The sequence below is a fragment of the Exiguobacterium sp. s138 genome (genome assembly GCF_018618775.1).
Classification (GTDB): domain Bacteria; phylum Bacillota; class Bacilli; order Exiguobacteriales; family Exiguobacteriaceae; genus Exiguobacterium_A; species Exiguobacterium_A artemiae.
The window spans coordinates 33,604-55,327 of record NZ_JACSMW010000009.1 but is presented as its reverse complement, the minus strand read 5'-3'; the positions used below and the strand labels follow the sequence as shown (position 1 = coordinate 55,327).

General features: G+C 35.1%; 16 protein-coding genes. 4 read left to right on the top strand and 12 right to left on the bottom strand.

Features of this window, described 5'->3' with window-relative positions; translation table 11 throughout:
• Positions 1–30 precede the first annotated feature (30 nt).
• Both KNP91_RS14515 and KNP91_RS14510 read right to left on the bottom strand, forming a co-directional pair.
• On the bottom strand, positions 31–1,338 hold the full coding sequence (locus KNP91_RS14515; RefSeq protein ID WP_214850780.1) for an ABC transporter substrate-binding protein: 1,308 nt from the start codon (positions 1,336–1,338) through the stop codon (positions 31–33).
• Positions 1,339–1,542: 204 nt separating this feature from the next.
• A complete protein-coding gene (locus KNP91_RS14510; protein WP_214850778.1) occupies positions 1,543–2,556 on the bottom strand; it encodes a LacI family DNA-binding transcriptional regulator in 1,014 nt (337 codons plus the stop codon).
• 212 nt (positions 2,557–2,768) lie between these two features.
• On the opposite strand from KNP91_RS14510, the gene KNP91_RS14505 reads away from it, so the two are divergent.
• Positions 2,769–3,197: a VOC family protein gene (locus KNP91_RS14505; RefSeq protein ID WP_214850776.1), complete on the top strand. Its 429-nt coding sequence runs from the start codon at positions 2,769–2,771 to the stop codon at positions 3,195–3,197.
• Positions 3,198–3,279: 82 nt separating this feature from the next.
• Here KNP91_RS14505 and KNP91_RS14500 read toward each other — a convergent pair whose 3' ends face one another.
• From KNP91_RS14500 to KNP91_RS14480, 5 genes are all read right to left on the bottom strand, one after another.
• A complete protein-coding gene (locus tag KNP91_RS14500) occupies positions 3,280–3,522 on the bottom strand; it encodes a hypothetical protein (RefSeq protein ID WP_214850774.1) in 243 nt (80 codons plus the stop codon).
• A gap of 143 nt (positions 3,523–3,665) precedes the next feature.
• Positions 3,666–4,094, bottom strand: coding sequence for a hypothetical protein (locus KNP91_RS14495; protein ID WP_214850772.1), 429 nt, complete (start codon positions 4,092–4,094; stop codon positions 3,666–3,668).
• 19 nt (positions 4,095–4,113) lie between these two features.
• Positions 4,114–6,099, bottom strand: a complete 1,986-nt coding sequence (locus KNP91_RS14490; protein WP_214850770.1) for an AAA family ATPase — start codon at positions 6,097–6,099, stop codon at positions 4,114–4,116.
• Positions 6,099–6,281: a hypothetical protein gene (locus tag KNP91_RS14485; RefSeq protein ID WP_131503331.1), complete on the bottom strand. Its 183-nt coding sequence runs from the start codon at positions 6,279–6,281 to the stop codon at positions 6,099–6,101. The genes KNP91_RS14490 and KNP91_RS14485 overlap by 1 nt, the downstream gene beginning before the upstream one ends.
• A gap of 17 nt (positions 6,282–6,298) precedes the next feature.
• Positions 6,299–7,678, bottom strand: a complete 1,380-nt coding sequence (locus KNP91_RS14480) for a DEAD/DEAH box helicase family protein (protein WP_214850768.1) — start codon at positions 7,676–7,678, stop codon at positions 6,299–6,301.
• A gap of 135 nt (positions 7,679–7,813) precedes the next feature.
• Between KNP91_RS14480 and dptF the strand changes: the two genes are divergently transcribed.
• Genes dptF through dptH form a run of 3 tightly spaced genes read left to right on the top strand, consistent with a single transcriptional unit; the run spans position 7,814 to position 15,432 of the window.
• The gene (gene dptF / locus KNP91_RS14475; protein ID WP_131503329.1) at positions 7,814–10,075 is read left to right on the top strand and encodes a DNA phosphorothioation-dependent restriction protein DptF; all 2,262 of its coding nucleotides are present in this window, start codon (positions 7,814–7,816) and stop codon (positions 10,073–10,075) included.
• A gap of 1 nt (position 10,076) precedes the next feature.
• Positions 10,077–11,450, top strand: coding sequence for a DNA phosphorothioation-dependent restriction protein DptG (gene dptG, locus KNP91_RS14470; protein WP_214850766.1), 1,374 nt, complete (start codon positions 10,077–10,079; stop codon positions 11,448–11,450).
• Positions 11,431–15,432: a DNA phosphorothioation-dependent restriction protein DptH gene (dptH, locus tag KNP91_RS14465; RefSeq protein ID WP_214850764.1), complete on the top strand. Its 4,002-nt coding sequence runs from the start codon at positions 11,431–11,433 to the stop codon at positions 15,430–15,432. The genes dptG and dptH overlap by 20 nt, the downstream gene beginning before the upstream one ends.
• Before the next feature lie 36 nt (positions 15,433–15,468).
• On the opposite strand, the gene KNP91_RS14460 is transcribed toward dptH, so the two are convergent.
• From KNP91_RS14460 to dndB, 5 genes are read right to left on the bottom strand one after another with little or no spacing between them, the layout of a single operon-like run.
• Positions 15,469–16,590 carry a cysteine desulfurase family protein gene (locus tag KNP91_RS14460; protein ID WP_214850762.1) on the bottom strand — a complete coding sequence of 374 codons (1,122 nt, stop codon included), beginning with the start codon at positions 16,588–16,590 and terminating at the stop codon, positions 15,469–15,471.
• Positions 16,591–16,604: 14 nt separating this feature from the next.
• Entirely contained in the window at positions 16,605–16,976 is a 372-nt protein-coding gene (locus KNP91_RS14455; RefSeq protein WP_131503325.1) for a DndE family protein, read from the bottom strand.
• Positions 16,973–18,979, bottom strand: a complete 2,007-nt coding sequence (gene dndD, locus KNP91_RS14450; protein ID WP_214850760.1) for a DNA sulfur modification protein DndD — start codon at positions 18,977–18,979, stop codon at positions 16,973–16,975. Before dndD ends, KNP91_RS14455 begins: the two co-directional genes overlap by 4 nt.
• A complete protein-coding gene (gene dndC / locus KNP91_RS14445) occupies positions 18,954–20,603 on the bottom strand; it encodes a DNA phosphorothioation system sulfurtransferase DndC (RefSeq protein WP_214850756.1) in 1,650 nt (549 codons plus the stop codon). Before dndC ends, dndD begins: the two co-directional genes overlap by 26 nt.
• Entirely contained in the window at positions 20,604–21,707 is a 1,104-nt protein-coding gene (gene dndB, locus KNP91_RS14440) for a DNA sulfur modification protein DndB (protein ID WP_131503322.1), read from the bottom strand.
• Positions 21,708–21,724 lie beyond the last annotated feature (17 nt).

Genomic DNA, 21,724 nt, shown 5'->3' with positions numbered 1-21,724 from the left:
GTGAAGCGAGGATCGCCCCACCTAGACTCCTTATTCCGGTACTTTAACGTCCGGATACGCATTTTTGACTTTTTTGTAGAATTCAGCAAGTGCTTCGTCTTTCGACTTTTTGCCTTGGACATATTCCATGACTGACGCACCGTACAATGTGTCGAGCTGTTGGTCGTACTTCGTCACGATTCCCGGTGTGATCTTGTCTGCTTGATCGAGGAAGAACTCGTAGTTGTTCTGTCCGCCGAGGAACTCATCTTTGAAGTCGGTTTTGATTTTATCCGTAACCGGTTTGTAAGCGAGGACGTCGCCTGTTTCTTTCGCCCAGTCTGTCAGGAACTCTTCGTCTTGCGTCATCATCTTAACGAAATCATATGCAAGCTTTTGTTTCTTCGAATCTTTGTAGACACCTAACCATGTACCGCCCCAGAAGTATGGGCTCGGTCCGCTTGTAACAGCCCAGTCACCGGCTGATTTCTTCGCGTTTTCTTTCAAGACACTGTGTAAGCCCCATGTCGGAAGGACATATGAGAAGATTTCTGTTTCGGTTTCTTTGCCGTTTTCTTTGACTTTAACCGGCTTGTCCATCCCGGCGAACCATGATGGAGACCATTCCGGCGCAAGTGCTGTGTATTGTTTTGTCCGTAATTCTTTTGCGTAATCCATGTAGTTTTTCTTGTCTTCTGTCACGACGAGTTCTTGTTTGTCGTTGACCCAGGCTTGCGGCTCATTGCCTTGTGCGAACCAACGGATTGATCCTTCATCCGGGAACATTTTGTAGCCTTTGCCTTTCATCTTTTCAGCGACTTCGAAGACGCCGTCCATCGAGTTCATCATCGCACCGATTTCTTTTGGATCATCTGTGCCGAGAACTTTTTTCGCGATGCTTCGTTTGTAGTAGACGCCACCTGGTGTCGTTTGCCATGACAGGGCACGGACGTTACCATCTTTGTCTTTCCCCATGTCATAGACATACGGGATATAGTCATCTTTAACTTCGCCTGCGTTAAACGGTTTTTCTGAGAGGTTCGCCCAGTAGCCAGCATCCACCCATTGTTTTAAGAAGGCAATCTCACCTGTGAAGATATCCGGTGCGCCGACGCCGCTCTCAAGTGCCGGTTTTAATTTTGTTGGATAATCCGCGATCGGAACGATTGTCAATTCGACTTTGACGCCGTTTTTCTCTTCGAACTTTTTGATCGGTTCTTTTAACTCATCCGTGAATGACCAGATTTTCAAGACTTCCTTGCCGCCGCTCGTTTTTTCTTCTTCGCCGCCTGAACATCCTGCTAAAACGCTTGCTGTTAATGCGCCGATTGTTAATACGCTGACAAACTTCTTCTTCATGTCATCCCATCCTCGTCTTGTTTTAGTAGCCCACTAAGTAAGCGGTCTCATTTATTATTCAAAAATATCGAAAGCGCTTTCGTAAATGGTCTGAAAAAAGTTCCGAAAGCCCTTTCGGAAACGTACAAAAAATATAGTATGGATTTCGAAACCGCTCTCGCGTTTTCTCGAAGACAACCTGCGAGAGCGATTTCGAAAAAGTGATTATGCTTTGACAGGTCCCGTCGACTGGCGGACGATCAAGTCGACCGGAATGATATCCGTCGTCATGACCCGCTTTTTGTTGACGATCTGTTCGATTAAAAGGTTCGCTGCATGCTGTCCGATCGTATCCGTATCTTGCCGGACCGTTGTCAGCTTTGGTGTAATGAACTTAGCCAGTTCGATGTCGTCATAGCCAACAATCGAAATATCTTCCGGAATCCGTAAGCCAGCTTCATGAATTGCGTCAATGGCACCGATGGCCATTTGGTCACCTGCAACAAAGACAGCCGTTGGTTGTTCCGGCAGTGCGAGTAACTCTTGCATTGCCTGTTTTCCTTCTTCGACCGAAAAGAATCCTCCGCTGACGATATATTCATCAGGAATCGGTAATCCTAAGCATCCCATTGCTTGTTTGTACCCTTCAATCCGAGCCGATCCTGCGTCAGTCGTACTATCCCCTGCGATATGGGCGATAAGTCGATGACCGAGCTGGTGTAAGTGATTAACGGCAAGTGCGCCGCCGGTCAGATTATCCGAGAAAACGACACTGCAATCCGTACTGTCCATATCAACAACAACGATTGGAATCGTACTTTGAATCAGTTCCTGAACGTGTTGGTCCATTTGATCGGAACAGATGACGACGATGCCGTCGACCGCCCGATGCCGAAAGTGCTCGAGATAACTCATGTCCCGATTACGCAGATTCCGTGAAGCGAAGATTAAGTCATAGCCTTGTTGCTCTGTTGCTTTTCGGAAACTTTCGATGATCGCGTTAAAGAACGGATGCATCATTCCGACTCCATGTGCTTCCGAGAACATGACGCCGATTGTCCAAGATCGTTTCGTCGAGAGCGACTGGGCGTGGGCGTTCGGCAGGTAGCCCATATCGGCTGCTGCCTGAACGATTTTTGCTTTCGTCTTCTCACTGACATCGGAATAGTTATTTAAGGCTTTTGAGACCGTGGTGATCGAAAAACCGGTTATTTTCGCTAAATCATAAATTGTACCCATGTAACCACTCCATTTCACCGAAAGCGCTTTCGATAAATTTAGTATAGACGGTGATTTGGAAAGATACAACCATTTTTTTAGAATTTAATCGGAATTCGCAAAATAAATGATATCGCTTTCATTTTGTACTCGAGAAACCTTTAAATAAGAACAAACGTTTGGTATACTATAAATATCAGTCAGCCGTGTTTAAAATGGAGAGGAGCATTACTATGCCGATTACCCCTTATCTTGTGTTCAACGGTAATACCCGTGAGGCGATTCATTACTATGCCAAAGTCTTCGGCCAGGACATTCCCGACATCATGGAGTTTGGTCCCGGCAATGGTCCGGACGGTCAACCGTTTGAAAAAGATGTCCAGTTGCTTGTCCTGCATTCGCAATTGATTGTTCACGGGACGCGCGTCATGTTTTCCGATGCCATGCCACAGGATCCAGTGACGATCGGACAAAATGTCACGCTGGCCCTGCATCTGCCAGACGTCCAAGTCATTCACGAGACATTCGATAAGCTCGCGCAAGACGGCAACTTCATCATGCCGATCCAAAAAACGTTTTGGAGTGAAGCCTACGGCATCGTCGAAGATCCGTTTGGTGTTCAATGGCAACTGAATCACGAAGTGAGTGAAGTGACGGTGTAAAACGAACGACCTGGCTTCAAAAGTCAGGTCGTTTCAATTTATAAGTATATGTATTTGACTCATACATTACTACTGTTGAAGTTTAATCAATAGAAATATATAATCGAGCAGTTTTAATTTCACCTTCAATTTGATTTTGTTTCATTTCTTTTAGAAACTCTTCTGCATTTTGAAATGATTCAAATCTCATTGCATTTTCAAGAGTTCCCTCTAAAACTTTCCCTTCGAAAATATCATCTTCTACTACGTATAGACCTACATTTAAATCCATCGATGTTTGTACTACAAAACATTGATCAAATTCTTCTATTTCTTTTTTTGACATACTTATCTCCTCCTTTAATTTAATTATAAAAAAACATTTATTCAAATATCCGATTCCACATAGATTTAGTCTATAGATTTTGAATTAATAACCTCTAAACTTTATATATAATTAGCAAAAGTTTAGATTTTTACTCGCTAACATTAAAGATGATCTTTATAGAGAGTTTCTGTTACTAGACGGTTTCTATAGTTCTCTAAAGACTCCTCATCCTTGAAATCATATAATAATTCAATATATCGATCTATAGCGTTGCTTCCACTATTCTTAATCAATATTTCATAAAGATAAGAAACTCCACCCGCAGCATAATTTTCGATTCTTTGAAGCTCTTCTTTACTAGGCTCAACTTCTCCAAATTCATCGTAAATAATTGAATTAATTAGAAGCTCATCATCACTTGAAAAAACAGATTCGTTGAAAGCTTCTGCATTCTTCCCTCTTTTAAATGAAATAATTTTTCCGGTTTCACGCCCTATCATTAGTCCCGCCATAAAAATATCTTTGAACGTATTGAAAAAGCCGAACTCTCCATCACGATGTAATTCATCGTATTCACGTTGTTGTTCCAAACTCCGGGATAGTCTCATCTTAGATTCTTCCCTCCAATATTTGTGTATATTCTAAATTATTGTTGTCTTCAATGTAACGGAGTGTATATTCTTTACCTGCATGCTTATTTAACTGACTCTCTACTTCACCGTCCCATTGAGAGGTAGATACAATGACGATTACTTGGTCAGATAGCTGATGTATACCTTCTGCAACACGTTTTCTGTGATCCGCGTCTAGTGCACCAAACGGAGAATCCATCACAAGTGGATATACGGCTTTCATATTCGCACCTTTTATTTGAAGACCCCCATTCGGTTTTTCTGCTTTTTTACGTTGCATATCAACGATAGCACCAATAAATGCAAGACTTGTTAGTTGTCCTTCTCCTTGAGACATTCCTACTTCTTCATGTCCACTATCAGTAACAATCAATTCATATTCATTTGTCATTGTTACATTGTAATTTTTCCGTAGGAATTTAGAGAATACTTCTTTAATTTGAAAGGCAAGACGTTTTCTTATATCTTCCTCCTGAAATTTAAGAAGGCGGCCAATCACGTTTTCAAATTTCATTGCTGTATTTAAGCTATTTTGAAGATTTAACTCCTTTAAATTTTCTCTTTCTTTTTTTATGATCTGTTTTTCGAGTAAATCAACTTTTACAGTTAATTCTTCCCGTTGTTTTTCGTAATAGATAATCATTGCTTTTTGTTCTTGAATAGAACTTTCAAGTTGTGTAAACTTTTTTTGCAAATCAACTAGTTCTGGATTGTTTCTCGTACTCTTACTTATATTTAGCTCTGCAATTTCTTGCTGTACTGTCATGATATCTTTGAGTTGCTGATTTCTTTGATTTGAGTAAGCACGTACTTGTTCAAATATGCCGTTTCTTTTTTCTTTAATAATACTCATTTTTTTATGCAAAACATTAATCCCATTATCTTGTGAATAAATGGACGACTTTCTCAAATGCATAATATGTTCTTTTTCATGTTCTGAAATAGGACGACCACAGATACAAATTTCTTCTTGTTCGAGTTTTTCTAGGAATTCTTCATCTATATAAGACTCAATTCGATCATCGTTTTCAGATTTGAGTTCAATCTGTTGAATCAATGGTAGAGCAATGACAAGATGGCCATTATTACTTAATAACTTTGCTAACTCAGTTTCGATTAAAGTTAGATTTTTTTGTAATCGTTCTAATTCTTTTTTCTTTGAATCATATTCAATTTGTAATGCACCAATTTCTGCATCCGCTTGTAGCTTCTCATCAATCACTTTAATTTCTTCTTGTAATGCTATTGTGTTGTCTCTAGTATCTAAAAGTTTTTTTTCTATCGTCTCTTTTTCAGTGTATAGAACTCCCCTTTTATTTATTAGCTCTTCATATTCTCCTCCATTTTTCTGCGCAAGCTCTCCTTGAAGTCTATTTTTAGCTGATCGCAGATCTTTTTTAGCTGATACAAATAAATCGAGACCCATCATTAATTTAATTGAATCCTTAATTTCAGTTTTTGCTCTTTGTTTACCTAAATTATCAATTCTTTCTCCATCAAAAAAGAAAAAAGAGCTTAATTTTTGCGGAATAATTTTATCGATTGTATCGGTAACACTTTTTATGATTTCACCTTCACCTAGTTCATTAATTCTTTTCAAAAGCACTTCTGATTTTTTAAAGGGTGTATAAGTAACTCCATCAAATTTATGATTTAAAAATCGTTCAATCTCAAATTGATGATTTCCATCGTTAAAAAAAAGCTTTACTGAGGTACTAATTTCGGATAGTCCAACTAACATAGATTCTCGAGCAAATCTTCTATTTATAATTTCGTTCGGATTTGGTAAGTTAAGAGGTTTTCCATATAAAACCCACAGAAAAGCGTTAATTAATGCAGTCTTTCCAGATCCATTTTCACCATGTATAACTGTTACATTATCGGTTTCTCCATAGGCAAAGCTTAAAGACTGTTCACCATAGTACTGTCTAAAATTATTTAATACTATTTTTTTTATAATCATTAGTTATACAACCCTTTCAGAAGACGTACAATTTCTCCTACAATTTCTCCGTTAGTCCCACTTTTTGTACTTAAATAAGTATCCTCTAAATTTAGAATTTTTGAGAATACTAATTTTTCTTCATTGCTGAAATCATTAAATTCTTCTTCAAGAATATCTTGTAATGTTCTTTGTTCATCCATTTATACTCGCCCCTTACTTATAAATGTTGTAAGTTATATAAAATTTTCAATTCAAGTAATGTCTGCGCAGCTTGTGGCCCATTAATTGCTAGAGAAGCAAATTCTTGAACTCTCTTTAGCTCTTTTTCGAGTAAACTCCGTTCAATATTAAAATCCGCATCAGGCAATTGATTTGTATCTGAAATTTCCTGAGAAATAACAATAAAATCATATAGAATAGCAAATTCTTTTCCACGTGCTTTTCTCAATACTCGACCTCTTCGTTGAATAAATTCTTTTGGATTAGAACTACTTGCCAAAATATATGCAGTTCGAGTATTTGGAACATCAACACCTTCATCTAAACATCTAATAGCAATGAGTGCCTCAATTTCCCCAGAGTCAAATTGACTAAGTAAGTCCCGTCTTTGTTTATTATTTTCGTGAGACGTATAACTGCTGCTGTAAACCCCTAATTCCTTTCCCATCATTTGAACAAGTCGATCCACTTGTCGTTCGCCTTCTTTTTTTTGATCACCACAATAAACAATTGTATGTCTCATTTCTCCATCATTCTTTTGCTTTTTTAATAATTCTTTAAGTAATCCTTCTTTATTTTCAGCACTGTTGACTAATCGAGCACGCTTTATTAAAAGCTGTTCTAGATATTCATTTTTAGTGTCTTCTCCTTGAGAAGCAAATAGCTTGGCGATTTTTTTACTTAACTCCATATATTCTTCTCTTTCTGATTCAGTTAAAACTACAATTTGTGGATAATAATAATATGGAGTTAAATAACCTGCATGAATAGCGTCACGCAACTCATATTTAAAAATAGGTTCACCACCGAAATAGGAAAAAATAGCATCTGTTCCGTCATCATCATTCCATCGTCTTGGAGTAGCTGATAAAGCTAGTCGATATTTAAAATGACTTGGTAACGATTCAATTGATCTTGAAGTTCCTATATTATGTGCTTCATCAACAATGATTAAACTTTCTTTTGAAAGTCTTCCCAATTGTAGTTGTACATCTTTAGACATTTTTAAAGTTTGCATTGTTGTAATAAAACATAGTACATCCTGATTCTCTATATTATATTGAGTGATTTCACTACTTGTTAAATCAAACCATTGCTTTCTATTTTGATAAATACGTATTGGTTGTAGTCCAAATTCTTCCGCATTTTTCGCCCATTGATCTACCAAATCAATCAGCGGACATACAATAATAATAGCTAATCGTTTTTTTTCTTGGAATAATTTGCATGCAGCTGAAAGAGCTGTTAGTGTTTTTCCTGTCCCTGTGGCCATCTCAAATAATCCCTGATAATTGTTATCTTGCCAGCTTTTAATTGCTTGTTCTTGATAAGGATGAAGAGTCAGCCACTTTGGTATTTCATAGGATGTAGATTGCATAATTTTCTCAACTCCATCATCAGAAAGAAAATTTTTGTTATACTTTGATTGTAATCTTTTTAGCAAAAAATTGTTATTTTTTCTATTGTTAGTCTCAATAAATAATAAATCGATTTTATATAAGGAGTAAAAGCAATGAGTGAAAGTACTTTTGATTTTTTAAAAGAGTGGAACGAAGATGCCTTTAAATTAGCACTCGATATGGAACGCCAATATTATATTGATTCGGATGCTGCGTTAACATATTCACGTAAATTCATTGAAGAGCTCGCAAAAGATATGGTTTGGCGAAAAAAGTTAGATCAAGGATCTTTAGTAGAGATGATTCGATCACTTCAGGGAGCACATACCCTGTCAAGCAAATCAATTGATGATTTACACTATATACGAAAGCTTGGAAATAATGCTGTTCATAATCATTCAACGGAAAGCAGCATTCATTTGACTCGTGTACATAAAGCTATGTTTGATATTTCAGTCGACTATTGTACACGACATTTTGATATGCCAAATATTCCTCACTATACGTTACCGTCTGTTCCTGTAACTTCATCACCAATGGACGATCAAAGTATGAAAGAACTTTTCATGAGATTACTTGATGACGTTGGTTTGACTGCGCCTCCCGCTATACCTGAAGATCATATACAAGTTGAAGATATCAAACGACCTGCTTTTTCTTATTTAAATGAAGAAGTTAATGATAATTATCTCTTCACTTATATTTCTCGCTTACAAGAAACGTCTAAAGATGCAGTGGAAAATGGTAACGATCCATTAAATGAATTAAGTAATTATTTGCATGTTGATCGTAAAATCCAGGTAGAACTTGTCGAACAGTTGACAAATAGCCATGAAAATCGCCTCATCCTACTATGTGGAAATGTAGGTGATGGGAAATCTCATTTATTGAGTTATATACAAAAGAAACACCCTGATCTTCTTTCTGATTACAAAGTCTACAATGATGCTACAGAAAGCTTTGACCCTACGAAAAATGCTGTTGATACTTTGTTGGAACGACTTAAAGATTTTTCGGATCAATCTTTACAAAATAATTTAAGTTCATCAAAAATGATTCTTGCTATCAATATTGGAATGCTTGCTAAATTTCTTGATCATACAAAAGAAGATTCCGAATATACTTACTCATCACTTCGAGAATTTGTAGAGCAAACAAATGTTCTTAAACCGGGGAAAACTATTAGCATATCTTCGAGTTTTTTTACATTATTTAGTTTTTCAAGTTATCAATCTTATGAGCTAACTGATAATGGTCCAAAGTCTTCATTTTACTCTGATCTTCTTGAGAAAATTTGTTCTGACTCTCCAGAAAATCCTTTTTACGATGCATATCGAGTTGATAGAGAAAATGAAGTTGATACGATTTTACATCGTAACTACGCATTGTTAAGCCAAAAAAATATACAAGATCAAATTGTCCAAGTGTTAATTGAGTTGATTGTAAAGCATCACGAATTGATCTCTGTCCGTGCCTTTTTCAATCTAATTTCTGACTTATTGATTCCTGTGAACTGGAACGAATTAAAACATGTTTCTGTTAAACCTTCTATAATGCTCGAAAATGGTTTACCTGAGCAGTTATTTAATCGTCCAGAACGCTCAAAATTATTGACTCAAATAGCCCAACTCGATCCTTTAAGAACACGTCATCGTACTGTTGATGACTTATATCTTTCACTTTATACCGGTGGAGATGTAGATGAAATATTAGAACACTTAGACGAAAATGCTCAAGCCTTTTACTCACCAGCTCAAGTAGACAGCATTCAAGAATGGACAGGGCAATTGATTAGATTGATGGTTTTAAGTAATTCAGAATTTGCAGAAACAATTCAAGATTCAGTCTATCGAAATTACCTTCATTTTCTCTACCAATACAACAAAGGAAATACTCGGCTTTTGCAGCCGCTCTATGAAATAAGTAGCTCAGCTTACTACAAGTGGTTTGGCTCTCCAAAACCTTATTATGTATATACAAAAAAAATTACAAATCGTCATCGTCTTGCTTTTAAAGCTGAAATTGAAGGTAATCCAACAAAGATTAAATCAAGTACAGAAAGTATTCTAAGTAAGTTTAGCCCGACTATCCTCTTACACTTCAATAAAAAAGGTAACGAGACTAACTTAGCTGAGCTTGAAATCGACTATCCATTATTCCAATTATTCATGGATATTCAGGATGGATATCGTCCTACTAAAGAAGATGATCATCGATCTATTAAATTTTTAGAGTTCGCAGAGAAAATTCATGAAATGTGTACATCCCCATCAGAGGTAATGATTGTGACTGAAGACTCTAAACAAGCATATTTATTAAGTCAGGATCGCTTCGGTACTAAAACCTTTAAACATATGGGAACAGCGGAGGATTAACATGGAACTGCAAAGAGGAATTATTGAAAAAAAAGTTATTACAAGTAAAAAGAGAGATTTGAATGCATTCCGTCAAATGTTCCCTTTTAACACTAATGCTACCAAATTAAAAGTTGATGAAACTTTTAAAGAAAATTGGACAGGAGAATTTGCTTCTTTTGCTCGTTTAATTAGTGGATATAAAGGTGAATATTCAGTTGGAACTCAAACGAATGATTTCGAACCACTTTTAAATGAGATGTCTATTGAGCCTAAAGATCATGATGAATTTATTGCTTTACTAAACGAATTAGTAATCACAGGAGAAACAAAGCAACAACTCCAACATCCAAATATGTTATTGCACTTAGAACGAGTAGATTTAAAAAATCGTACTTTTAAAATTTCAGATTATCTTTATGATTTGTGCAAAGATCATACATCACTTCAGAATATGTTTAATGCTAATGAAGAGAACGATGTCTTACAAAATATCACGAAAAATTTTAAACCGCTTCCAGAAAAAAGAGAAAAATCGCTTACAACATTCGATCATAAACTACCTTGGTTAGGTGAACTGTTTACAGATGATTTATTATTTTTAAGAAATCATCCAGATTTCTTTATCAAATATGCTGACTTAGTAACTTACTACTATACATTTTTCTTACTGAGTCAAAACATTATTAAACTTTCATTACTTGAACATGCTGATTACAACAAAGGAAATGTAGAGCAACTTTATTTCACACTCGATTGGGAACCTACTGTTTCAAGCAGGCGCGATGCTGTGCGCAAGGGATTTAAATACTTGGAAGAAATGGCTAGTAAATTATTTAGCACACAGCTTACATTAGCTCAATTGAGTTGCAATACAAGAAATTTAGAATCGGAAACAATGATGGAATTTCCTACAATTAAATCAATATTTGATCAACTTTCAAGTGAAGAACAAGGTGTGTGGTTAGAAGAAGTAGATGCGCAATCTACTTACATCATTGAAAAATCAAAACTTCAACGTCAAATTACAAAAAGTAAAACATTTTCAGATTCTGTTAAGCAATTAATTTCTGTTATGGCAGTTTCTTCTCCTGAAGCTCCTCAAGGACGTTATGGAAATGCTGTTACTGAAATCGCCAAAACTCGAATCGTAAAACAACGGGGACGAAATGGGAATGTTTTTTCACTTAATCAAGAAATGCTCACTATGTTCCTTATAGTTATTGTTCGATCTTCAAAAATGCGCCTTCAGGATGTTTATTCAGAACTTGAAAGAAGAGGAGTTTTCTTGGATCGCTATAGTCGTATTGAATTTGAAAATACGTTAGAAAAAATGAACTTACTCATTAAAATGAGTGACAGCGGGGAGGCACAATATGTCAAATCAATTTTATGACTATTTATCATTACACATTAATGACTATTTTGTTCAGCATCCACCTAATAATGGTGATAAATATTTTATTCGTTTTGACCATCAAGAAGAAGTTACACAGTTCCTTGCGTCAGTTCAAAATAAAATCTCACCAGACTTTTTAAGTCCTTTTAAATATACACATGAACAGCAAACTCCTTTTCATTCTTATTCCATTCTCTATGGCAATATAAGATTGATACTAGCTGCTCAAACATCTGATGTAACAGCAGATTATTTAGTATTGTTACGAAATTTAGTAAGTCAACAACAAGAAGGATGGAAAAATACTGCACTCTTAATGTTACTACCTCATCAACTAGATAGTATAGAAGGTGGAAGTCGAAATTTACAAAAGCAAGGAATGCCTCTTCACGTAAAAGCCTTGATTCATTCTTTAAAAAAGGATGTAGGACAGAAGCTTTTCAATGAGTCTGATCAAGCACTAATGTCATTCTATTTATCTCAATTTATTGAAGAACATGGTGATACTGGTAATATAAATTTCATGGATTTTGAACCTATCCTTGATGTTCTAGCAAAAGGAAAAGTTTCCACAGATGATTATGAAAAACTTGGATTTTTTAAAGACGACTTAACTCAATATGTAGGAACAAAAAATATTGAATTGCGACTTAAAGAAAATCAGGAACTCTACCAAATCATTCAAGATTATCATCTCTACAATATAGAAAAAGTTCTTGATAAAAAGTTTACGGTTGAAGGGCAAAAAAAACTAAAAGAAACTGATTGGAAAGAGCTGAGTTATTCTCAAGTAAATTCATACGTTGAACAAACAAAGAAAAAATTTGAGCTTGTAACTATTTCAGCAAAGCAACATAATAAAAAAATTAGTGTTTGGGAATTACCTAAAAGTAATACTGCTGCCGGTCGAAAGCATCGTCATATTATTGTTTTCAATCCGGAGGGGTTAAATCAGATGACGCTCACACTGGAGTTTGATATCGACGGCGATCACAAAATGCCAAAAAGTATTAAATCTTCTGGTGCTCGTAGCAAAAATATTTCGGGACAAGCCAATGTTTCATTTGAACATAGTGGAAAAAAATTAAGAATTCTTTTGGATGAACTTGAAAATCAACCGCTTAACCTACATGCCGAATATCTTCATATTACTGGTCTTAAGAATAACTTTTATATAACTGTTCTTCCTTTTAGCGAAGACGTACTTGGAAATTACAAAGCATCTTATTCTAATGGTTGGACAGACGATTCCCCATTTCTTTCTTTAGAAGATCCAGATGGTGTCATTCGCATCGGAGATCCTAACTTTGTACACCCTGAAGAATTTATAGTAACAAGTGATAAAGAAATTATTCGGGTAACTAGTGAGACAAATGCCGTTTTTTCTTTTGATCCTGAGTTAATGGATGGTGATCAAATTCTCAGAATCAATCTGCAGATTGATGAATTTAACCCCATTGAGTTGCTTATTTCTGATTTACCAAATAAGCCTCATCCCATCACTGGAATGCGTCTTTGGCAAATGAAACGAGAAAAATCTTCTTCTGTTCTTGTTTCAGGAAAACGTCTGATTATAGGGAATGAGCAGTTTTATGATCATTCGGAATATCGTTCATTCGTAGAGCAAGAAATTCGTTGGGTTAAAGACAGTATGTTTACTGGTATCATACAGAATGGTGAGCTTTTTTCTAATGAAGAGTACGAAATACAAAATCTTTTATTACGTGAAACGTATAATCGATTTATTAATTATTTCAAAGGAATCAACAGTGTCCCCTTTTACGAGCAGGTTAATGAAGAATATTTAAATGTTGCTATTCCTTACCTGAATGCCTATCTTCAGTTGGTCCAGAATCTCAAAACAGATGAAAAATTGATGGAAGACGGATTAGGTACTGATCGTTTAGGAACTATTTATTCAGTTGATCAGAATCAGGTTTTCCTAACTCCTTTTCATCCATTGAATGTTGCTTATCAAATTGAACTTTATAAGCAGTTAGAAAATAATCATGTGAATTACTCTATCATCAATCGTTTGCGCCCTGATGCGCTCTTACCACTTTTGAGTTATCAGCCTGATGGTCAAAATCAACAATGGTATAAGCCAGAAAGTCAAAATGTTGCTCCAGAATGGATTTTATATAAACCGCTCGATGAACTCACTATTGTAGATGCTGAAAAATTTCTTGATAAAGTTATATTTGATAAAATGAATCAATTTATTAATCATTTTGATTTTCTTTTTAATACTGAAACAAAAGCTTCTTTGAAACTAAATATAATTGAAATTTCAAGTGGACGCCCTATTTTAAAAGGTATTGTTTCTTGGATGTTCAAACAAATAGAAAAACATGGTGCTGACAAACTAATTCCTGTAGAAGTTCGTCTATATAATCACCATCACGAATCTGGACATAAAGACTTAGATGACTTCTCTCAATATGATTTCTTCAATGACCTTGAAAATCAATTCGATGACCTTCGTTCTTTGATGAAAAAAAGTAGTAATTACTTATTTGAAGACTTAATTCGAATTGTTCGTGCTAACTTAAAATTTTATCGATTCAGCCAGAGTAATGATTTTGAGTATGCACATATCAGTTTTTATAAAATGAGAGGAAAAGAAAACATTTATCCAGATCGTGCGGATAATATGAAGACTGGTATGGCTTTAGGTGGGCTCTATTCTACTTTATCAGCAACAATAAATAAGACTTCTTATTTAAGCGGATTCGGAACAAAGTTATATCCAATTGACTCAGAAGAAATCTTGGCGAAAATTGCATATTCTGTGAATGAATTTAATTTCAACATGCGTGATGCAGGAAACAATCCTTATTCAAAAGGAACAGTAGCAGTTTCTTCGATGAAAGTTTTACCAGATGATACGTTTAATGAGATCTATGAACAATCTCATTGGGTAACATTTATAGAACCTACAGTAGATTTAGGATATTTTCATGGTAATAAAAATACAAATCAAGATTTACTAGTTATTCATTACAGCGATCAGTACACTTCATCATTCCGTTATGATGCTATCACCGTTACAAATAAAGCTGGTCAATATCAGTCAATTGTAAAAGAATTCTTTAAATCGAATCAAATGATTCATCATGAACCAACGGATCAGCATATTGTTCAGGCCATTAAAGCCTTTAATACAATTAATGGTGAATGGCTTCTTGAAATGATTCGCCGTGGTATTGAGAGTCCTGAAAAACGAAAACACTTTAGTCGAGAGAAATTTAGTATTCTTTCAGCTGTTCGATATGCGCTTGCTTTGTTTGATCACCCTGCAATTACATGGGTTCCGATATCACTTGAAGAAGTCCTTAGAGTTGCTGGTGCTGCAGGATTTACTCGCGATAGTGTATTTTCAGCAAAATCATTAAATCGTTCTGGAACTCATTCTGATGACTTACTTTTAATCGGTCTTGAAGAATCTTCAACTGGATTAAAACTTCACTTTTTCCCTGTTGAAGTGAAAATCGGTATTAATGATGAGAGTGTAATAAAAAAAGCAATTGAGCAAACAAAACATACAAAAGATCTTTTCCGTACTAATCTTTACAATCAAACTGGGGATACGTTTGAAAATGACTATTATCGTCTTTTCTTCGCTCAACTCTTCCTGACAAATGCTAAAAAGATTCATGAAAGTGAACTTTGGCCTGAACGGACAAACTATGATTTTGAAAATAATCGTCAATCAGTCATAACGTCTTTATTAAAAGGAGATTTTATAATTGATGATTCTCTGGAACCTTACCTCGGAGATGGAATTGTACTTTCCTTCAAACATGATGTCCCAAGCGCTTCTCTCGTAAAACGAGAGGATCATACATTAGTTCATTTGCCAGAAGCATTTGGTATTAGAGGAGTACTTCAACCAATTCAACAAATTAAAGATCATATCGATAAAATTACAAGTGATATCAAAAAAGAAGATTTAATCGAATCTTTATATACGACTTAACAAAAAATCAGCATCGGTTTATCCGATGCTGATTTTTTATAATTCTAAAAAGACATCTAACTCTTTTTCTGATTGATAAGGAGATAGTGAAAAACGAATAGTTGAACGTAATTGTTCCATGGAACAACCAATTTCTTGAAGTACATGACTTGGTTTACTTGAACTACATGCAGACCCTGTTGAAACCGCCATAACTGGTGCAAGCTCTTTGCAAAGAATCTCATTGTTCAAACCTTTAAACTGAACACTTAAGATTCCAGGGATTTTGTTTTGTTTATCATTATTGAAATGAATGACATCACCAAATTGTTGAATTAACAATTGATTAAGCCTATCTTCAAGTTTCGTTAATTGCTGGAGATTTTCATCTAACCTTGAATGAGCTATTTCTGCTGCCTTTCCCATTCCTACAATTAATGGGACTGCATGGGTTCCACTACGATAACCATTCTCCTGGGCACCTCCATGTAAAAGAGGCGTTATCTTCAAAGACAAACCCATATCGTCTTTCCGAACGATTGCTGCACCAATTCCTTTAGGTCCATAAAACTTATGTGCTGATACTGATAGAAGCTGCACGTATGGTAACTCATCTAAATTAACTCTTATTTTTCCAATTACTTGAGTCGCATCTGTATGAAAAAAAGCACCGTATTGACTTGCGAGTTTAGATGCTTCTTTGATTGGATTTAATGAACCTAATTCATTATTACCCCATAAAAGTGTTACCAGTACGGTTGGTTTCTCTAGTAAAGCTTCTTTCAAATCTTTCAAATCAATTCTTCCGTATGAATCTACTGAAAGATATACAACATCGAACCCTTGAGTCTCAAGATATCGAAGTGTTTCTAATACAGACGGATGTTCTACAGTACTCGATATAATTCGTTTACCACGATTAGGGTGCGACATCGCAATTCCTTTTAGTAAAAAGTTGTTACTCTCGGTTGCTCCGCTTGTAAAGATTACTTCGTCAGCTTTACTATTTACTAACTCTGCTACAGCTTGTCTAGCATAATCCACTGCCACTTTTGCATCAACAGCTTGAGAGTAGTATTTACTAGAAGGATTACCAAAAACATCTGTCCAATACGGTAGCATCGCATCTACAACGTCTTGATGCGTTGGTGTTGTTGCACTGTTATCTAAATACAGCATACTATTCTCCTTCTCTACTCAATTTCTAATATCTTCATCCAAAACTTTTGAGGATTTCCTGAGTATTGATAGATTTTAAATAGTTCGTCGGCTCCTCGATCAATATGAGCGTTAAAAAGATCAGGAAAATAATGTTCTTCTTCAATTGCTTGATTTGCATGTTGTAGAATCATAGCTTTATATGAAAAATCGTGTTCTCCAGTCAATGTAGCTCTGGAAATCTCAAAATTTGAAATTTCTTTTGTATTCACTTTTGGTATTTGTTCATTTTTTAGTGAAAGTGCAACAGCTATCCTTGCCAATACGTTAGGTGTAATATTCGTACTTGCTTGTAGCTGTTGAAATATTTCTAGTGTTGTCTTGGATAATTTTAAGCGATGATTCATGATATTTTCTCCGTTTCATTAAAGCGGAAGTAACTTGGTACTACCTTGATCGAGCGTTCAGTTGTATCGAAATTCAAACTGTATTCTCTATTGATGACAGGCTTTAATAATTTATAGTTTGCTTCTGTCACTTCAGAGTCTGTCGATAGAATCAATACTTGCTCACCAAATGCAGGAATGAGTTCGGTTAAAAGATTCTCACGATGTTCCACATCCAAACGACCTAAAAGTGTATCGAAAATAAACGGTAATTTGTTTCCTGATACATCAAATACTGCCCAAACTAGTGACATGAGTAATAGCTGTTTTTCCCCTGCCGATAATGTAGATTGAGGAATTCGTTTTTGGTCCTCAGAATATAAAGTAACCTCATACGTCATTGAATTAATTACAAGACGGTGCAAATAACCTCTTTTTCGGAAGAGACGATTAATCATTTTTAGTGCTTGCTTTTCAATCAATTGAATACCTTTTTGCTGTTGCTGATTTTGGAACTCTAAAAGTAATGCTCGCATCGCTGTAGCATTATGCATAACACTACTTGATTGGTTAGCTTCTCTATCAATTTCTTCACTCAATTGATCATATTCTTCCTGTAAACTGACACGTTCTCCTTGGACTACAGCCCATTGTTTAGTTGTTACTTTCAAATCTTGGTTTTTTTCTGCATATTGCTCTTGTAACTGCTCAAGTTCAGATAACATATCCATAAAATCTTCAACACTATCACTTTGAACTGTAAGTTTTTGTTTGATTAATTTAATTTGTTCATCCATATTTTGTTGATCACTTATTTTTTTACGATAATAAGAAAAATCAAGATTTTTAATCCCTTCAAATACAGACTCAATTTGAGCTTTTTCACCAAAGGAAGCACGATGAATAATTGATTGACTCTTCGGTTGAATAGCTGTTAAAGATTCTTGAAGCGCTTCTTCTAATTGATTTGAATTAGTTTTAATACGATGTGATAACTCACTGGCTAATTCTTTAAGCATTTCTCTTTTCACATCATCAATACTTTCAATCAATTTCTCTTCTTTCAACTGTCCTCTTACTTTTTCAATTAAATTACGATTCAATAGGAAAGGTAAATTACCATTAATGAGTTCTTGGACACTTGATTTATTCTCTTTTTTCTTGCGTTCTAATTCGTTCAATTCACTTTTTAATTCTTCTTCTTCTTCTTTTAAAAGACCACCAAATGATTTCAATTCATTTTTCTGAGAAGTGACAGTTAAACTAATTTCCTCTAAATCATCAGATAGAGTATCATATCTTTTTTGTAGCCTATCATCTTCTTGAATCAAATTATTCAATTCTAGTTTCAATCTTTCAAACTTATTTTGCTTATTCGGATCAACTGAATTTTTAGTTTCCTCGTTGATAACACGATTAATTGTGTCTTCCAACAAGAAAGGAACTTCTAGTTTTAAAGCACTTTTAATTAAGCGCTCTAAATGGTTAGATAGTTCATCTTGTTGAATAATTCTATTAATTTCTTCCCCATCAAATAAGCATACATCATACAAATATGGAGGAAGTGATTCACAAAAACGATTGAAAATCAGATCTCTTTTTTCGTCACTAACAGGAAGACTTGCACCGTCTTTATAAATTGAAAAAAACTCTTTTCCGCCTGTTTCCGTAAAATTCCACTCTCTCACAAATCGAATTTCTTCTCTTACAGAAGATTCTACCTGTTCAAAAGTTAAATCAATTTTAAACCAAGGCATTGATATTTTTAAGCCTTCTATTTTTTCTAATTCGTCATGATTCATTAATCCTTTAATTCGTTTAAAATATGTTGAGGAAGTGGTTTTCATATCATAAGCAAGAGGTCCAAATAGTCCTAGCTTCATTGCAGATAAAAATGTTGTTTTACCTGCACCATTCTTCCCACCAATCAATGTCACATTTTGCTTGTTACGTTTACTTGAAAAATCAAAAGTTTGTTGTTTATACGCGCCAATATTTTTAAGCGTCAATGACGTTAGTTTCATTCTCTATCTCCCCTTCATGGTACAACTGAAGGTAATCCTGCTTGAGCAAAGATGTCACTTCTTTTTGGAACCCACGTTTTACTTTTAAGCTTACATACTCGTTTCCAACGTGGAATAATTTTTTTACAGTATTTAAGTCAAGTTGATGTTTTTGAACTAGTAATTCTAAATCTGACATTTGATCTGCGGTCATTAATGGTCGATCATCATGCTCCCAATCCAGTTCTGTACCAAATACCTCTAGATAGATTTGTGGTAATGAGTCGTTCCAATCACCTTCACGTAACCACATTCTTCTGATCATACGAAGCTCTTCTTCTTGAATAAGCGGAATATCATGTGTAGTTGGTGCATTCAAGTCACGTTGTACTTCTAATAATTCTTTTAATAGTAATTGTCGTGCTTCAAGTGTGAACGGTCCTAGACCTAATTGCGAATACGTAACATTTCCTTCTCGATCCGTTTGACGAATGAAAAAATCTCGATGTTTTTCTGGTCGACTTAGATCAATTTGATTATTTACGATATATGAATTTAAGTTGTACTCTTCGACAATCACAGCAGTTTCTACGTTGTTTGATTCTACATCTTCAGTAGAATAAAGTTTTGCTTGTCTACCACCTTTTTTCTTAATTGAAAGATACGTGATACCATCTTTTTCATAGCTTTCCACACCAATCAAATAGAATTTACCATTCATCCGACGATGCATTCTTAAATTACGATCATCCCTCACATGGACTAAACGATTTCTATACTTTAGTAGAGGAGTCATCCATTCTTCACCGCTATTAATAAATCCTGTTAATGATTTGTCTTCAGAAACCACTGGACAAACCCAACATCCAAAGCGACTGTTCCCACATGATCCGGCACTTTCTTTGATAGATTGATCGACTACTAAAGGACATTCACCACTAGAATTCATGTACATTTCCTGTAATTTTGCATTGTCTTCTCCCCATGGTGAAGGGTTAGACAAAAGATATCCCCATACATCATCTAAACCAAAGTCTTTTATAGGAGCAAAAACAAAAGCATTGTTTAAAGTCGTGTGCTTTAACAATTCTGTACCTTGGATTTCATGTTCTTTGATTGAGTTACCTCGACTCTGACTTTCTTTAGAACGGACACCTAAAACCATAATAACTTCGCCAAAACGATTCACTTTATCTTTAATAAAGCGATCTGCAGGATCAATTTTTAAGCGATCAGTACACCATCTAAATGTTTGATTAGGTGTTGGATATCCTCGACCAATAATATTTGACCAGAATGTTTTTTCTGTTAATGGTTTTACTTTTTGAGTTTCTAAAGGTAAACCTACTCTTAACGCAGTATCTTGCATTCGCTGTAAAGAACCGTTAATCATTGCTGCCACAAGTGGATTTTCTACCATTGTATCTGAGGAAATTACATAGATTTTTTTATGCCACTGCTCTGGCGACATCTCTAGTAATGCTTCAAAAATAAGCTGTACTGTCAATGTTGAATCTTTTCCTCCACTGTAGCCGATAACCCACGGTCTCTCATCTTGTTCATATACGCGTTTAATTAGTTCTTTAGATTGTCTTGCTAAAGGATTGTCTTCTTTTTTTGCTAGTTGATTACTAATAATCCCCATTTAAATTAACTTCCTTTCTACAGAAAACTCCTGCTCCATCGACTTTTCTTTATCATTTAAATCTATATTCAAAAGTTGTTTGATTCGGATTGATGTCAGAGCAATCGTTCGACGATTTTTGATAATTCGTCCCGAATCATCATAAGCTCTTCCTTTCCAATCTTTTTCATTCGTCCGACTCCAGTCAATACCTGATAGTTCTCTAATTCCTAATAACCACGAATCAGGTCTCTGAGCAATCAATGTTCTTCCCACTTCTGCTACTGCTTCAATAAATAAACCTTGTGCCGTAATTGATTGCAGTCTCAATATTCTTGGAGAAATATTTCTTTTCAGTACTTCTTCCCATTCAGGAATAGTCTCACATAATGTACTCCAAAACAAATTAATAACTTCTACATCTTGTTCAGTAATTGGTTCGCCTTTTGATTTTTCAATCAATCTCAAGTTTGCGTTGTAAATATGATTAATTGAAAGTAATTTTGGAGAATTTTTTGAAAGTGATGTTCTTTCTTTTTCTGTATACCTAGCTAAAAGTGGAATCTCATCCAACAGATTTTTAGTTACCATAGATAGTTGATCGCGATGGTCGTACAGTATACCAATAGAAGATGTAGTATTAACGGCATGACGATTCAAATCTGAAAATATTTGTTGTGATCGCTTTAGACCAGCATCTTGGAAGAATACAACTGATATTGTTTCATTTCCAAGCTCAGGTGCTAGTTTTAATGCTTCTTCAATCGCCGCTCTTCGATGCTGGCCATCATTTATTAAAAATCTAGACTCTAGTGAAATAGAAAGTTGACCAAGGTTTTGGTAATTAGGATGATCATTGAATGGTTCAAAATTCATTTCACCATCTACTGATGCTGTTAAAGAAGAAAACACATAGTCCTCTGGATGATGAACAATATATTCTGTTATTTCCGGAATTCGTCCTTTATTAATAATTCGCTGAGCACGATATTCAACAGGTACTTCTTCCTCATCAAACAAAAAGATTTTAGGGATTAGTTTTAGTGGGCACATTACTACAAAATATTCTTTATTTGCTTGGTAACCTTTTAAAGCTGGAAAATTATAATTAAATGTAGCATTCATGTCGTATATAATCCCCT

What these genes read in the sequence shown, in the direction of transcription:
- KNP91_RS14515 (WP_214850780.1), bottom strand. Translation starts at nt 1,338, where the DNA reads ATGAAGAAGAAGTTTGTCAGCGTATTAACAATCGGCGCATTAACAGCA.
- KNP91_RS14510 (WP_214850778.1), bottom strand. Translation starts at nt 2,556, where the DNA reads ATGGGTACAATTTATGATTTAGCGAAAATAACCGGTTTTTCGATCACC.
- KNP91_RS14505 (WP_214850776.1), top strand. Translation starts at nt 2,769, where the DNA reads ATGCCGATTACCCCTTATCTTGTGTTCAACGGTAATACCCGTGAGGCG.
- KNP91_RS14500 (WP_214850774.1), bottom strand. Translation starts at nt 3,522, where the DNA reads ATGTCAAAAAAAGAAATAGAAGAATTTGATCAATGTTTTGTAGTACAA.
- KNP91_RS14490 (WP_214850770.1), bottom strand. Translation starts at nt 6,099, where the DNA reads ATGATTATAAAAAAAATAGTATTAAATAATTTTAGACAGTACTATGGT.
- KNP91_RS14485 (WP_131503331.1), bottom strand. Translation starts at nt 6,281, where the DNA reads ATGGATGAACAAAGAACATTACAAGATATTCTTGAAGAAGAATTTAAT.
- KNP91_RS14480 (WP_214850768.1), bottom strand. Translation starts at nt 7,678, where the DNA reads ATGCAATCTACATCCTATGAAATACCAAAGTGGCTGACTCTTCATCCT.
- dptF (WP_131503329.1), top strand. Translation starts at nt 7,814, where the DNA reads ATGAGTGAAAGTACTTTTGATTTTTTAAAAGAGTGGAACGAAGATGCC.
- dptG (WP_214850766.1), top strand. Translation starts at nt 10,077, where the DNA reads ATGGAACTGCAAAGAGGAATTATTGAAAAAAAAGTTATTACAAGTAAA.
- dptH (WP_214850764.1), top strand. Translation starts at nt 11,431, where the DNA reads ATGTCAAATCAATTTTATGACTATTTATCATTACACATTAATGACTAT.
- KNP91_RS14460 (WP_214850762.1), bottom strand. Translation starts at nt 16,590, where the DNA reads ATGCTGTATTTAGATAACAGTGCAACAACACCAACGCATCAAGACGTT.
- KNP91_RS14455 (WP_131503325.1), bottom strand. Translation starts at nt 16,976, where the DNA reads ATGAATCATCGCTTAAAATTATCCAAGACAACACTAGAAATATTTCAA.
- dndD (WP_214850760.1), bottom strand. Translation starts at nt 18,979, where the DNA reads ATGAAACTAACGTCATTGACGCTTAAAAATATTGGCGCGTATAAACAA.
- dndC (WP_214850756.1), bottom strand. Translation starts at nt 20,603, where the DNA reads ATGGGGATTATTAGTAATCAACTAGCAAAAAAAGAAGACAATCCTTTA.
- dndB (WP_131503322.1), bottom strand. Translation starts at nt 21,707, where the DNA reads ATGAATGCTACATTTAATTATAATTTTCCAGCTTTAAAAGGTTACCAA.